The organism is Candidatus Aquarickettsia rohweri, from assembly GCF_003953955.1.
GTDB classification, from domain to species: Bacteria; Pseudomonadota; Alphaproteobacteria; order Rickettsiales; family Midichloriaceae; genus Aquirickettsia; species Aquirickettsia rohweri.
In genome coordinates, this window is the sequence record NZ_RXFM01000020.1 from 1 (window position 1) to 14,724 (window position 14,724).

Below are 14,724 nucleotides of genomic sequence, written 5' to 3' on the forward strand. Positions count from 1 at the left end.
TTCTTTCACTCTTATTGGTATAAATTTATTTTTTACTGTATTTCTTTTATTTCCTACAAGAATTCTGTGCCATTTATAAAATGTACTTCTCGGCACATTCTTTTGCTTACAAAATTCATATTTACTTACATTACTTTTTTTTATATTCTTCTACTAGCTCTTTCCATTTTTCATTACTTATTCTTTTTTTCTTTTTTTCTAATAGCATCATTAGCCTCTATTTTTTTAGGCTTTTGTTCTACCACTTATTTTTATTCTTGCCTAGATGCCCTTATTTTAGCGCTTACCTAGAAAACTCCATAATTTTTTCTTTTTGTTTTTCAGATATTGAAGGTTTCAACTCACTTATTAATTTTCTGATTACATCCTCAGAAGGCTTGGCTTCATTTAAATCAACATCACGTAACATTAATTTTAACTTCTCTTCATTATTACAAGTAGAGGATAATTTATTTGTTAATTTTTTAAATACATTGTCAGCTTTTTTATCGTGCATGTAGTTTAATAAGTCTAGAGTTTTTACATCACAAGAAAAGCTAAATTTATCAACTAAATATAATGCAAATTCTTCATGCATATGGTGTAAACTTGATGAGATAAGAAAGCTAATCATAAAAGTAGGAACATTGCTCTCTTGATTATCTGTTTTTCCTTCTGGAGAATTAAAAGCAATTATGAAATCAGTTATATATGTAGAAATCTCATCTCTTTTCTCTTCAATTGCAAAAGAAACAATTATTAATAATAATGAATTGGATAAAAAATTAAAATCTCTACTTAATTCTTCTTGTAGTTCTTGCTTTCCAAAAGAAACAAGCTTCTGCATAACCTCTACTGAAAATCTTTGATAATCCTCCGTAGAATTTACATATTTTTTGACTTCTTGTGCAATATTCAGTTCTAGTATATTTGTAAATCGATTTGCTGAATAACCTAACCAAGAAATTGATGTATCATAGTTAAAATTTTGTATACAATATACAGAAAGCTCAATGTAATTTTGTTCGCTCATTATATTATAACTAGCATTGATTACCCTTGTTGCAAATTCAAAATTTTGGTTAACCAAACTTCTTACTATAATTTGAAAAATCTGATCAAATCCAGGTTTGTAGTAATTTATAAATTCCCATGTTATATCAGTATTTTTATCAACAGAAAAAATCATTATATCATAAATATCTCCTAGAAGCAGTCCATTACTACATGTGCTATAATAATGACTAAAAGCTTGGCTATAATCTGATTGAGAACTATTACTAATTAAAGATTTTATATGATTTATTTTCTCATTATTAGTTTCATGACATTGAATTGACATAACACAACCTCAATTTTACCTATGATTTTACTGAATATAATTAATGTTGCAAGTATTAATTTATATTGAAAATATAAATTTTTTAGTTTATGAGATGATATCTCAATAATAGGTTTTTGTTGTGTGCAAAGTAAAATATATTAATAAGGTTTTTGACATAAATCTTATAAAAAAATTAATAATAGCACTAACTTTAGGTTTAAATAGTGGAGTTGTATATGCATTTCTTGTAACAACAACGACAACATATTTTAAAGATAATAATTTATCTCTTACAGTAATAGGTTTTTTATCAATCAAAACGATACCTTACTCATTTAAATATTTATGGTCTCCTTTAGCTGATTGTTATTCTATAAAAATGTTTTCCAAAAATTTTGGATTGCGCAAAAGCTGGATAATGTCAATGCAAGTGTTTTTAATGCTTACTATAGGGTTTTTTGATTATATAGATATTAAATCAATATCTTTTTTAGTTGTATATCTTATTTTCATAGGATTTATTGGGGCAACATATGATATTGCTATGGAGGCATATAGAATAGAGCTTTTTTCAAAAATTAAAGCAGGAATTGGTAATGCTTTTGTAGTTTACGGCTTTAGAATTGGATTTATAATTTCTGGGATATTTGCTTTATTTTTATCAACTATAATTGATTGGAAATATGTTTTTATGATATTAGCCTTTTTTATTTTACCATGTCTTATTGTAATTTATTTTTCTGATGAAAAGGTCACATATTTTCAAAAAATGGTACATCTTAATTATAAAGAATGGATTATTAATAACTTTATAATCCCATTTAAAAAATTAGCCTTAAAACCAAAATTTGGATTAATATTAACAATTATTGCCTTTTATAAAGTTAGTGATGCATATCTAGATACTTTATCTATCCCATTTTTAATGGATGTAGGATTTTTAAAGAATCAAATTGCAAGCGTTGCAAAGTCATGTGGTATAGTAGGGGCGTTAATAGGAACACTTATTGGGGGGATTTTAATTGCTAAATCACAATTAAAGTATAACTTATTATTTGCAGAAATTTTAGCTTCAATTACTAATTTACAATTTTTGATATTCTTAAAAATCAAAAATAGTATAATTTTACTAGGTTTAATAAATCTAATAGAAAGTCTTAGCTATGGAATTAGCAATATTATACTTATTACATTTATGAGTTCATTATGTGATAAAAAACATTTAGCAACTCACTATGCAATACTAATTTCTTTTTCTGGACTAACAAAGTCATTAATTTCACCTACATCAGGAATTGTTGTAGAAAGTTTTGGTTGGCAAAATTTTTTTATTTTTTCATCACTACTTTCAATTCCTTCCATTTTTTGTATTTATCTTTTATATTGGTACAAGAAAAATTTTTTTGCAAAAATCTAAGTGAAAAATATAGCTATAATTGTTGCTGCAGGAGAATCTTTAAGGTTTAGTAAACATACTCCTAAACAGTATAGTTTAATTAACGATAAACCCATATTAAGATGGTCTATAGAAACATTTTTATCATGTAAATCAATAGACAACATATTAGTTGTCATTAACAAAAAACACATAAATTTATATAAAAATGCAACTAAAGGACTTAATTTATTAGATTGTGTTATTGGTGGCAAAACAAGAAAAGAATCAGTATTTTTAGGCTTAAAGGCAATTGAGAAAATCAATCCTGAAAATGTTCTAATTCACGATGCTGCAAGACCACTAATTTCAAAAACACTAATTGAAGAAATTATTTTAAAATTAGATAATTATCAAGCTGTAGATATTGGAATTAAATTAACAGATACAATAAAACAGTTTGATATTAAAAATAATATAAAAATAATTGATAGAAATTTTTTATATAGAACACAAACGCCACAAGGATTTAAATATAGGTTAATTTTAGATTTGCATAAAAATAGTAATACTGATTATACAGATGATATAAGCTTGTGTTTTGAAAAAAATATTGATAGCTGTAAAATAGATGGAGAAATTAATAACATAAAAATAACAAACAAACATGATTTTGAATTTTGTAAATTTATTATGAGTAATAAAAAAGTATATCGTACAGGCATTGGTTTAGATGTACATAAATTTTCAAAACCTCTAAAGGATACCAATACAATAAAAATTTGTGGTATAGACGTTAAACATAATCAATCTATTATTGCTCATTCTGATGGTGATGTAGGATTGCATGCCATCACCGAAGCTTTACTTGGTTCTATGGCACTTGGAAATATTGGGCAATTATTTCCACCTAACAATAATAAATATAAAAATATAGATTCAAGTTATTTTTTAGAATACACTAAAAAAAAGCTAAAACAAATTGGAGTTAAAATACTAAATATTGATTTAACAATCATATGTGAAAAACCAAAAATTATGCCCTATAGTCAAGTAATGCGTGAAAATATTGCTAAAATACTAGAAATAAATAGCAATCAAGTAAGTGTAAAAGCTACTACAACAGAAAAAATGGGATTTTTAGGATCACAAGAAGGCATTGCAGCTCAAGCTATTTGCTGTGTAACTAATTAATATAACTTAATTATGAAAAAAAGATACAGCTTAGATCATATTTTAAACGCTAAGAAAGTAAAATTTAAAGTTCCATTTTCTTGGTATTCGATCATATCTACCTGGTTTTATGTCGGAAAGCTTCCAGCTCCTGGAACTTGTGGGTCGATAGCTGTATATCCGCTATATTATTTTATAATAATGCACTCTAATTCGTTAAACAATATTAAATCAAAATTACTTCTAGCAATTATAACTTTTTGTATTATAGGCTCATTTGCTATAAAGAAATTTCAGAAAACTACCAATACTTATGATCATAGTTATATAGTAATAGATGAAGTAATTGGGCAGTTATTAACATTGTATATATCGCTTGAGTGGATATACAGTTTAATTAAAAAAATTCCATTTTTTATAAATATTTCCACCAGTACACTAGTTTTTTTAATTGCATTAATTCCTTTTAGGTATTTTGATATTAAAAAGCCATTAATAATTGATTATGTTAATAGAAAATACAAGGGTACATTTGGAGTAATATTTGATGATATTTTAGCTGCAATTTTTGCATCGGTTACAATTTATGTGATCAATTTAATAGTAAGTTTATTTATCTAATCATCTTATTATATTTATTATGTACAAATTTGCCTTAAATAGTAATCAAATGCACGCCATAGAGGCTCCTATTATACGTAATAAAGATACATCTTTAGACTTAATGCATAAAGCAGGCAAAGAGGTTTTTGATGAAATATTTAAAAGATTTAAGCCTTGTAAAGTTTTAGTAATTTGTGGATTTGGAAATAATGGTGGCGATGGATATGTTGTTGCTAATTTACTTCATCAAAATTCTTGGGATGTTAAATTATTAAAATTAGGTGAACCAAAAACTAACTCTGCTAAATATTATGCAAAAAAATACAAAGGAAAAATTATAGATATTAATAATTTAAACTTAGAAGAAACTGATTTGATTATTGATGCAATATATGGGATTGGCCTATCAAAAGAAATAGATGTTACACTTAAGGAATTAATACATAAAATAAATAACTCAAACTTAAAATGTATATCTATTGATATTCCAACTGGCATATCAGAAAATACTGGAGAAATACTAGGTGCTGCATTAAAAGCGACTTTAACCATCACTTTTCATACTAAAAAAATAGGCCATTTATTAATGCCAGGATTAAAACATTCAGGAGAAGTTATTGTTAAAGATATTGGTCTATCCAATTTAGAAAATACTGAAAATTATATAAAAATAAATACTCCAGAAATATGGAAAAATAAATTAAGATTCCCACAATATGAAGATAATAAATATACAAGAGGATGCTTAGGAATAATAGCAGGAGAAATGCTAGGTGCTAGCATTTTATCAACTCAAGCTGCAAGAAAATCAGGTTCAGGAATTGTAAAGTTATTTATCAAAAATAACGTACAATTTGACAATAAATTAGACGCTGGAATAGTAATAATAAAATATAAAGATATACAGCAATTAAATGATTTGATAATTAAACACAAGGTTTCATCTATTTTATACGGACCTGGCACAATTGCATCATCAGAAACACATAATATTGTTAAAAATATACTTAAGCACAATAAACCCATAGTATTGGATGCAGGTGCAATAATTAATTATAAATCTTTAAAAAAATTGACCACTTCAAATCAAGATGTTTTGATTACTCCTCATGAAGGTGAATTTAAGAAAATTTTTAATTTAAGCAGTGAATTAAAAATTAATAAAGTAAAATTAGCTGTTCAACTTTCAAATTGCAAAGTTTTGTTAAAAGGGGTTGATACAGTTATAGGATGTAATGATAATATCTTGCTACAAGAAAATGGTTGCCCATATCTTTCAACAGCTGGCACAGGAGATGTTTTAGCGGGAATTTGCGCAGGATTAATGAGCCAAGGTCTTAATTCATATTTTGCAGCATCAATTGCAGTTTGGACATTAAATGAAGCAGCTTGGAAAATTGGGTATGGACTAGTTGCAGAAGAAATACCACAAACTATACCAAATTTACTTCTTCAATTTAGAAATCCTTCTAGAAAAATCTAACCCGTCTACTTTCTTTTTTAAACTCAATAACTATTCATCCTTTGTATTAACCTTAGCTCCAAGAGGATGCTTATCAAGTAATAATTTTTTTGCTTTAGTGCCAGATACTTTAGTGTATATTTGTGTAGATGATATATCTGAGTGACCTAATAATTCTTGCACAATTCTTAAATTAGCACCATTGTCTAACATATGAGTTGCAAATGAATGCCTAATTTTATGTGGAGAAATAATAGATGGATCAATATTACACTTCAGTGCAATCTCTTTAAGTACTTGTCCAAACCTTTGCCTTGAGATATGTACAATTTTATTATCTTTGGAAATTGAAGGAAAAACCCAATTAGATTTTACACTTGATAATAAGAATTGCTTCCTAATTTTGAGATATTTTTTTAGTGCTTTACATGCCATATAATTTAATATTACAGCCCTCTCTTTCTTCCCCTTACCTTTAATAATTAATAGATTTGTATCAGATTCTTTAGAAAAACTTTCTAAAGACTTCATTTCAAGAGATACCAATTCTGATATCCTCATACCTGTTGAGTAAAGTATCTCAAGTAAAGCATAATTTCTTATACCTTCTTTTGTTTTGCCTTGACTTATCATTTCTATAATTTTACTAATATTATCACTTGATAAAGCTTTAGGTATTGAATCAGCTCTCTTAGGCATTATAACATTAGAAATTGGGCTTTCTTTTAAATATCCTTCCGATACTAAAAATAAAAAAAATTGTTTATATGCTGAAATCTTTCTACCTATAGTTTTAGGATTTAAGTTGTTTTCAGTCAAATTAACAATAAAATTTTGTATTGTCGATTGAGTTATTTTAAGTAATCCTATGTTGTTTTTCTTTAGATATTTATGTAAATCATTAATATCATTCCTATAAGACAATATAGTATTTTGAGTTGCATCCCTTTCTGCAATTAACATCTCAAAAAAATATTCAACGTAATAATTTATATAATCTTTACTATCCATTGCCAACCTTAAGCGCCTATTACTTCTAATAAAACAACTAATTAATAATTTCAATTTATAAAAATTTAACTATTTATGTGTTAAAATAAGAAATCACCTGTATATTAAAATCCTCAGCTATCTTTCTCAATAAATATTGCATGTTATTCACAAATATGCAAACTAACATATAATTAACTAATTTTTATCTACAATGAAATTACTTATAGTTGAATCTCCTGCAAAAGCAAAAACTTTAGAAAAATATCTAGGTAAAGATTTTAAAGTAATTTCATCTTATGGTCATATACGAAGCTTACCTTCTGTAAGAGATGCTGTTGAACCAGAAAATAATTTTAAAATCACATACAAACCTATTATAAGAGCAAAAGATACCATAAAAAATCTTGCTGATAATTTTAAAAAAGCAGAGATAATTTATCTTGCAACTGACCCTGATAGAGAAGGAGAAGCAATTTCATGGCATATTTTAGAGACCATGAAAAGTAAAAAATCATTAAATAATGCAGTAAACGTAAAACGTATTGCTTTTCATGAAATTACTAAAAATGCTGTAATCAATGCTATAAATAATCCAAGAGAATTAGATCAAGATTTAATACATGCTCAACAAGCAAGACAAGCTTTAGATTATTTAGTAGGATTTACTTTATCACCAGTATTATGGAGAAAATTGCCTGGTAGCAAATCTGCTGGAAGAGTTCAATCAGTTGCACTGAAACTTCTATGTGAAAGAGAAAATGAAAGAGATAAATTTAAAGAGCAAGAATATTGGACTATAGATAGTATATTTTCAAAAAATAATAAAGATAGCTTTAGCTCTCAGCTTCACACTTATAATGGGGAAAAATTAGAAAAATTTAGCATAAATAAAGAAAATAAAGCTAAAGATATAATAAAAAATATAAAAACATTAAATTATAAAGTTTCTTCAATTAAGAAAAAGGACATTATAAGAAAACCAACAGCGCCATTTATAACTTCAACTTTAATACAAGAAGCCTCTAGAAAGTTAAATTTTTCAGCTAAAAAAACAATGATAATAGCTCAAAAATTATATGAAGGAATACAAGTAAAAAGCAAAACAGACGGTCTGATTACTTATATGAGAACAGATAGCGTCACAATTTCTCAAGAAGCTATTAAAAACATTACTTCTCACATCAAAAGTCACTATGGTTCAAATTATTTACCAAAAAATCCTATACTTTATAAATCTAAATCTAAAAATGCACAAGAAGCTCATGAAGCAATTAGACCAACTAATTTTAGCAATAACCCAACTAATCTTAAAGATTTTTTAGATAATGATCAATATAGGTTATATGAGTTAATTTGGAAAAGAACAATTGCAAGCCAAATGGCAAATGTAAAATTAGAATCAGTTACTATAGAAATATCATCTCAAAATAATAAAAATATATTTAAATCCACAGGCTCTACAATTGTTTTCGATGGATTTTATAGAGTATACAAAGAGGGCATAGATAATGAAGAAAATGAAAAGAAAAATAATATTCCTAAACTTCAAGAAGGTGATATTTTAAATCTTGATAAAATCATTCCAAATCAACATTTCACACAACCTCCTCCAAGATATACTGAAGCAAGCTTAGTAAAAAAAATGGAGGAATTAGGAATTGGCAGACCTTCTACATATCCTAAAATTATATCTATTTTAGTAGAAAGGGAGTATGCAAAAATTTTACAAAAAAGATTTATACCTGAGGCAAAAGGAAGATTAGTTGATGCTTTTTTAAATAAATTCTTTGATAAATATATTGATTATGATTTCACTGCAAATCTTGAAAATGATTTAGATGATGTGGCAAATGGCAAAAAAAAATGGAAAGAAGTACTTTCTAATTTTTGGATACTATTTAAAAATACATCAGACAAGGTACTAGAAATAAAAAATATTGATATAATTAATGAAGTTGAAAAACTATTATTAGATTATATTTTTAATACCACCGATAAAGATGAACTTTCTAAATTAAGAAAATGTACTAATTGCAAGAACGGTGAATTAGGCTTGAAAACAGGTAAATTTGGAGCATTTATCGGATGTTCTAATTATCCTGAATGCAGTTATAAAAGAACGTTATTCCAAGAAGAAAATACTGAAAATAAAAATGAGAAAGAAAAAGTTATAGGTGTTGATGAAATAACACAATCAGAAATTTTACTTAAAAAAGGACCTTATGGATTTTATCTAGAAAAAGAAGTTGATGGCAAGAAAAAAAGAGCATCATTGCCTGCAAAAGTTTCCCCTGATAATATCAATCTAGAATTTGCATGCTCTTTACTTAATTTACCTAAAGATTTAGGTAAACACCCCACTATCAAAGAAGATATCTTAGTAAAAATTGGAAGATATGGACCATACTTAGAGTGTAATAAGAAATTTTACGCCCTTAAAAATATAGATAAAATTAACTTAGAATTATTAGAAGCTGTGGATTTAATTGATAATTATAAACCTAAGCAATCCAAGAAGAGGGCAAAAAAATAATGGCCATCATTCTTCCATATAAAAACAAAATTCCTAAAATTGCAAAAGATGCTTTTATTGCACAAAATGCTGTTGTTATAGGAGATGTAGAGATTGGAAATAAATCCAGTATATGGTTTAATTGTGTTATTAGAGGAGATGTTAATTATATTAGAATTGGAGACGAAACTAATATACAAGATGGCACTATAATACACGTTGGAACTAATAATGGACCTACAATTATAGGAAGCGGAGTCACTATTGGTCACAAAGCATTAATTCACGCTTGCAAAATTTATGATAACTCATTTATTGGAATGAACTCAACAATAATGGATTACGCTGTAGTAAAATCTTACTCTATGGTTGCAGCAGGAGCTTTAGTCACAAATAATAAAACAATTAAAGAAAATGAGTTATGGGCTGGTATACCAGCAAAGCTCATGAGAGTGCTAAAAAAAGAAGAAATTAATTATATTACAATATCCAAAAAAAGGTATGTAAACTTAGCTAAAGAATATATAAATTGATTTTAATCATACAAAATACTACTATAGGTAGCGAATTGTTTATAGGTAGTTTATATGTTTTGGAGTAAAAATGAAAAGCAAAATTTTAAAGTTTTATCAATAAGTGGCGGCACTCAAAAAGGCTTTGTATCTTTAATTATAGCAATAAAGCTTGAAAGTGAATTAAAAAAGCTTAACCCAAATAAAGAATTTATTGAATACTTTAATACTATTATTGCTGTTTCTTCAGGTTCTTTAATAGCATCGTGCTTAGTTATTCCATCTGAAAAAAATCCTAAAAAACCTAAATATTCATTAAGCGAATGTTATAAATCGTTTAATCAAGGATCTAATATTCTTAACAAAGAGATTACACATTGGAATAAGTTTTTAGTATATGCAGGCTTAAAAAATTCTGTGATTTCTACTGATGATTTTGCTAAAAAATTGACTGAAGGACTGAGTCTTGATCAAAATTATAAATTAAGTCAAGCAGTTATTCCTATTAATATTATATCTTATGATATTGACAATGATAAACCTCGAATTTGTAGCACTTATGAAGCAAAAAAAGATCCTAAAAAAGATTTTAATCTTAAAGATGCTTTTTTAGCATCTATTGCTCTGCCACCATATTTTTTAAAAAAAACTACCCATTCAAAGCATGGAGAAAAATTACATGATTATGATGAAGGTATCATTCATCCTTCTCCTATTATTATTTCTCTCCCATATATTGCAAAAGAAAATAATTTAGAAAGAAATGATATCAATATTATATCTATTGGGGTTAGCATTTCAAAAACTAAAGATGTTTTAAAAAATTTAGATGATCAATATATTATATATAAGGCCATTGATTACATTAATATCTCTCAACAAATAACAAAACCACCGTTTGATGATTTTTCAAAATATATTTATAAAGGATTTTATAAATTGGATTTAACAGTTCCAATAGGTATACAGCAGTCATTTTATAATCAAAATAATCGAAAAGATATGGATAATTATAATAAGATGATAGCTTGCACTCTAAAGTATATAGATAAAAATGAAAATTTTTGATGAAGATTTACATAATATTAACTCAAATATTAGCTTAGGTGATAAAATATCACTTATCTTAAATATCAAAAATCATATTTTAACTAGAAAAGATATAGATTTTATTCATAAAATGTGTGGTGATACTAAATTAAGTCAAACCACCATTCCTGTTGTTATTACATCAACAAATGCAAAAACAGGTAATCCTCACATATGGAGCACTTATGATTCACAATCAGATCCCAATAAAGATTTTTACCTAAAGGATGCTGTTGAAGCAAGTATTTCTTATCCTGAACTTTTTGACTCTAAAAAAACAGAATTAAAAGATGAAGTATACAAAGATTTTGATGGTGCTTTAATTGCAAATTCTCCTCTTCTTATAGGGATACCATATATTATGGAAATAAACAAAAAGGCTTCTAAAGAAGATACATTGATTGTTTCAATTGGCACAACTACAGGGAACGTACAAAAAATTCTAAATAGCATTGATGAAAGTTCATACTTATACAACATTTATAATATTAATATATATAAAATTACTGGACAAATCCAAAAACAACCTCTTGATAAATTAATTAAAACATTTATTACTCATTTTTATAAATTGGATTTTATGATTCCCGTTGATATCAAACATGCAATATATGATAAAGCTAGCAAAGGTGATTTGTTAGCTTTTAATGAAACAATGGCATGTACAAAAAAATACATAGATATTAATAAAGAATTTTTTACAGCACTTGCTAATAAAATTGCAGATAAAAAGCAGGATATGAAAAAATTAGAAAAACTTTATGATAATTCATATTTCTACTGTGAAAACCCTGAAGAAGTCCTTGCTGAATATAGTGAATGTATTGATATTATGAAATTAGATTTATAACAGAGCCTAAAATATTTTATTATTAAAGCACAGAAAAATTATAATAATTCTGAGATTTATAAAATAAAATTATAAAACTATAACTGAATCACTGTGCCTGTTACATAATCTCGTGATGACAAATATATTTTATTGCCATAGTTATTTTTCTAATTTATTTTCATTTAAATTTTTCTATAAATAGCTATAAGCATACTAGTAAAAAACCTTAGTTTATGATACAAAATTTATGAACTTCTAAATACACATATATTAAGTAAAAATTAAGAATGATAATTCAAGGAAAAACAAATAAATGGGAGTTAGTCATAGGCTTGGAAATTCATGCTCAACTAAATTCAAAAAGCAAATTATTCTCTCATTCTTCAACTAAATTTGGTGAAGATAATAATGAACAAGTATCATATATAGATGCAGCAATGCCTGGCATGCTACCAATAACTAATAAAAAATGTATAGAGCTTGCCATTAAAGCTGGACTTGCAGTTAATGCCAAAATAAATACATTTTCAGTATTTGATAGAAAAAATTACTTTTACCCAGATTCACCACAAGGTTACCAAATATCACAACTTTTTTATCCTATAGTTTCCGATGGAAATATGCAAATAACAAAAGATAATGGTGAAAAAAAAACAATTACAATTAATAGAATTCATATTGAACAGGATGCTGGAAAAAGTATACATGATCAAAGCCCAATAGAAACTTTTATTGATTTTAACAGAGTAGGTGTTCCACTTATTGAAATAGTAACTGATCCGAATTTTAATGAACCAAGTGAAGTTGAACAATTTATGAAAAAGTTACGTAATATACTTAGATATATAGATGTTTGTGACGGTGATTTAGAAAAAGGTTCAATGAGATGTGATGCAAATGTTTCAGTTAGGAAAAAGGGAGATAATAAATTTGGAACTAGAGTAGAAATTAAAAATTTAAATTCTTTTAAGTATATTAATAAAGCTATATTATATGAAGCAAATAGACAAGTTGAATTACTTGAAGAACAGCAAGATATTGTGCAAGAAACAAGATTGTTTGACGTCAATTTAGGACAGACAAAATCTATGAGAAAAAAAGAAGAAGCTAATGACTATAGATATTTTCCTGATCCAGACTTATTAACACTTAAAATTTCTGCTGACTTTATTAATAATATTAAAAATAATCTTCCAGAATTGCCTGAAGATAAGAAAAGAAGGTACATAAATAATTTTCACTTAACTACATATGATGCAGAAGTACTTACTGCGGATAAAGCAGTTGCAGAATTTTTTGAAATAATAGCTAAGAAAGTAGATCCTAAACTTGCTGCAAATTGGATATGTGCTGAGCTTTTTGGAAGATTAAATAAAAAGGGAATCGAATTCTACAAAATGCCTATAACTTCTGAAAATTTTTGTACTTTATTGCAGTTAATTACTGATAATAAAATTTCAGGTAAAATTGCAAAAGATGTTTTAGATATAATGTTTGAAAATAATAATTCTCCGGAAGAAATTGTAAAAAAACATAACTTAATGCAAATATCTGGAACAGATGAAATTGAAAAATATATAGATGAAGTTCTAAACTCTAATCCTGAAAAAGTAAAAGAATTTAAATCTGGAAAAGAAAAGCTATTTGGCTTTTTTGTTGGCCAAGTAATGAAGATAAGCAAAGGAAAAGCTAATCCACAAAATGTTAATGAAATACTAACTAAAAAATTACATTCTATTTAAACATGATTATTGAGTGTAAAAATTGCAATACAAAATATAGAGTTAACAAATATGACATAGGTAGCAATGGAAGAATGGTATGTTGTTCTAAATGCGAATATGAATGGTTATATATACCAGAAACTAATCAAATAACTCCTAAATCTACTTATAATTTTTCTAAGATTAATAAACCTAAAAAGGTTATAAAAAAGAGGGGTTACATTATTTTTTGTTTAATAATTATCTTAACCTCATTATCACTTTTTCTTTATTTTGAAAGAGAATTTTTAGTAAAACAACATCATTTATTTGAAATAATATATAAATTATTTGATTACCATAGTACTGATGGACTTATAGTTGAAGTTTCAGAACCAATCGAAGAAATATATGGAAATAAAGAGCATAAAAACAGTGAAGTAAAACATAAAATTCCAATAAAAATAATTAATAAGTCAAATAAAGTTAAATTTGTACAAGTTATCAAAATTATTGGTTATGATAAAAAAAGAAAAAGTATCTTCAATATCTCTACTAATTTAAGAAGAGACATTTCACCTAAATCTGAATTTAATATGACGATATGCCCTGATAGGGAAATAAGTGAAATAGACTATGTCTTTGTTAAAATTGGCAATCATCATGATTTAAAACATTTTAAACATCAACATTAGAAATAAAGCTATATACGTTTTTAAACTATTTATAACCTGAGCTACAGATAAGAATTGCTCTATAAAGAGCTAGAATGAGAATATACAGCAATATTTAGCACAGTTAGGAACGTAAACGCTAAAATATCCCCATCTTGACAAGTATTATCCGCCTTTCTTTGGGTTTCTTAAGTTTTTTGATAATTCTAAAAAAAATTTAATTTGATGATATTTTTTTATCAATATTATATGGAAGTAAATTTACTAACTCTTTTGGATCAGAATAATCATGAATATGATTCAGCAAATATTTTAAATAATCATAAGGATTAATCTTATTTACTTTGCAAGTTTCAATAATACTATAAATATTTGCACTAGCTTTAGCACCCTTAGTTGTTGCACAGAACATCCAATTTTTTCTGCCAACTGCAAATGGTTTTATACTACGCTCCGAATCATTATTATCAATACGCAGTCTTCCATCTAAAAG

General features: G+C 26.4%; 14 protein-coding genes and 1 pseudogene. 11 read left to right on the plus strand and 4 right to left on the minus strand.

All coding sequences use genetic code 11. The annotated features are described in order from the left end of the window. Nucleotides 1-144, minus strand: a 144-nt coding sequence (gene tnpA, locus EIC27_RS08100; protein ID WP_410519455.1) for an IS66 family insertion sequence element accessory protein TnpA, incomplete at its 3' end; no start/stop codon positions are given. Between the two features lie 139 nt (nt 145-283). After that, nucleotides 284-1,321 carry a hypothetical protein gene (locus tag EIC27_RS02200; RefSeq protein WP_126044520.1) on the minus strand — a complete coding sequence of 346 codons (1,038 nt, stop codon included), beginning with the start codon at nt 1,319-1,321 and terminating at the stop codon, nt 284-286. 121 nt (nt 1,322-1,442) lie between these two features. On the opposite strand from EIC27_RS02200, the gene EIC27_RS02205 reads away from it, so the two are divergent. From EIC27_RS02205 to EIC27_RS02220, 5 genes and pseudogenes are all read left to right on the plus strand, one after another. Then, complete coding sequence (locus tag EIC27_RS02205) at nt 1,443-2,720, plus strand: MFS transporter (RefSeq protein ID WP_126044521.1); 1,278 nt, start codon at nt 1,443-1,445, stop codon at nt 2,718-2,720. Continuing rightward, nucleotides 2,721-3,365: pseudogene (ispD, locus tag EIC27_RS07975) on the plus strand (2-C-methyl-D-erythritol 4-phosphate cytidylyltransferase); the annotation flags it as partial. Between the two features lie 6 nt (nt 3,366-3,371). Continuing rightward, on the plus strand, nt 3,372-3,872 hold the full coding sequence (gene ispF / locus EIC27_RS07980; protein ID WP_320409809.1) for a 2-C-methyl-D-erythritol 2,4-cyclodiphosphate synthase: 501 nt from the start codon (nt 3,372-3,374) through the stop codon (nt 3,870-3,872). Nucleotides 3,873-3,884: 12 nt separating this feature from the next. Continuing rightward, nucleotides 3,885-4,472, plus strand: a complete 588-nt coding sequence (locus EIC27_RS02215) for a phosphatidylglycerophosphatase A family protein (protein ID WP_126044523.1) — start codon at nt 3,885-3,887, stop codon at nt 4,470-4,472. A 49-nt stretch (nt 4,473-4,521) separates the two neighbouring features. Continuing rightward, the gene (locus EIC27_RS02220) at nt 4,522-5,937 is read left to right on the plus strand and encodes an NAD(P)H-hydrate epimerase (protein WP_162298302.1); all 1,416 of its coding nucleotides are present in this window, start codon (nt 4,522-4,524) and stop codon (nt 5,935-5,937) included. Nucleotides 5,938-5,967: 30 nt separating this feature from the next. Here the strand turns inward: EIC27_RS02220 and EIC27_RS02225 are convergent, their stop codons facing one another. Then, nucleotides 5,968-6,927 (minus strand): tyrosine recombinase, encoded by a 960-nt coding sequence (locus tag EIC27_RS02225; RefSeq protein ID WP_126044525.1) that lies wholly within the window; start codon nt 6,925-6,927, stop codon nt 5,968-5,970. A gap of 193 nt (nt 6,928-7,120) precedes the next feature. Here EIC27_RS02225 and topA point away from each other — a divergent pair, with 193 nt between their 5' ends. The 6 genes from topA (at nt 7,121) to EIC27_RS02255 (ending at nt 14,252) form a co-directional block, all read left to right on the plus strand. After that, complete coding sequence (topA, locus tag EIC27_RS02230; protein ID WP_126044526.1) at nt 7,121-9,442, plus strand: type I DNA topoisomerase; 2,322 nt, start codon at nt 7,121-7,123, stop codon at nt 9,440-9,442. Next, nucleotides 9,442-9,954, plus strand: coding sequence for a gamma carbonic anhydrase family protein (locus tag EIC27_RS02235; RefSeq protein WP_126044527.1), 513 nt, complete (start codon nt 9,442-9,444; stop codon nt 9,952-9,954). The genes topA and EIC27_RS02235 overlap by 1 nt, the downstream gene beginning before the upstream one ends. A 54-nt stretch (nt 9,955-10,008) precedes the next feature. Beyond that, nucleotides 10,009-11,001: a patatin-like phospholipase family protein gene (locus EIC27_RS02240; protein WP_126044528.1), complete on the plus strand. Its 993-nt coding sequence runs from the start codon at nt 10,009-10,011 to the stop codon at nt 10,999-11,001. Then, nucleotides 10,988-11,872 carry a patatin-like phospholipase family protein gene (locus tag EIC27_RS02245; RefSeq protein ID WP_126044529.1) on the plus strand — a complete coding sequence of 295 codons (885 nt, stop codon included), beginning with the start codon at nt 10,988-10,990 and terminating at the stop codon, nt 11,870-11,872. The genes EIC27_RS02240 and EIC27_RS02245 overlap by 14 nt, the downstream gene beginning before the upstream one ends. Before the next feature lie 269 nt (nt 11,873-12,141). After that, nucleotides 12,142-13,596 carry an Asp-tRNA(Asn)/Glu-tRNA(Gln) amidotransferase subunit GatB gene (gatB, locus tag EIC27_RS02250; protein WP_126044530.1) on the plus strand — a complete coding sequence of 485 codons (1,455 nt, stop codon included), beginning with the start codon at nt 12,142-12,144 and terminating at the stop codon, nt 13,594-13,596. Nucleotides 13,597-13,598: 2 nt separating this feature from the next. Then, nucleotides 13,599-14,252, plus strand: coding sequence for an MJ0042-type zinc finger domain-containing protein (locus tag EIC27_RS02255; RefSeq protein WP_126044531.1), 654 nt, complete (start codon nt 13,599-13,601; stop codon nt 14,250-14,252). A 196-nt stretch (nt 14,253-14,448) separates the two neighbouring features. On the opposite strand, the gene EIC27_RS02260 is transcribed toward EIC27_RS02255, so the two are convergent. Further along, on the minus strand, nt 14,449-14,724 hold a 276-nt coding region (locus tag EIC27_RS02260; RefSeq protein ID WP_153183752.1), incomplete at its 5' end, for a transposase domain-containing protein.